General features: G+C 69.5%; 1 protein-coding gene. It reads left to right on the forward strand.

All coding sequences use genetic code 11. The features are described 5' to 3' along the window. A partial coding sequence (locus RYX56_RS21935) for a hypothetical protein (protein WP_317124062.1) occupies nt 1–279 on the forward strand: 279 nt, incomplete at both ends.

Below are 279 nucleotides of genomic sequence, written 5' to 3' on the forward strand. Positions count from 1 at the left end.
TGCGCTTCTGTGCCCGCTACTACCACCACCCACTGGGCGAGACGATCCTGAATGCGCTGCCGACGGCGTTGCGCAAACCGGACGGCGCGGCCCTCGCGCCGCGCAGCGAGTTCGTGCGGACTGCTGAAGGTGCGCAACGCACAGTTGCCGATCTGCCGGAACGCGCCCATGCGCAGCGGGCCCTGTTCGGTGCGTTCGAGAACGAGCCGGTCCTGACGGCGACTCGGCTCCGCGAACGCGGGCCTGCGGCAAGACGTGCCCTGGCAGCATTGCTGGAGC

Origin of the sequence: Alkalihalophilus lindianensis (assembly GCF_032843265.1) — a bacterium.
Taxonomy (GTDB): domain Bacteria; phylum Bacillota; class Bacilli; order Bacillales; family Bacillaceae_D; genus Alkalihalophilus; species Alkalihalophilus lindianensis.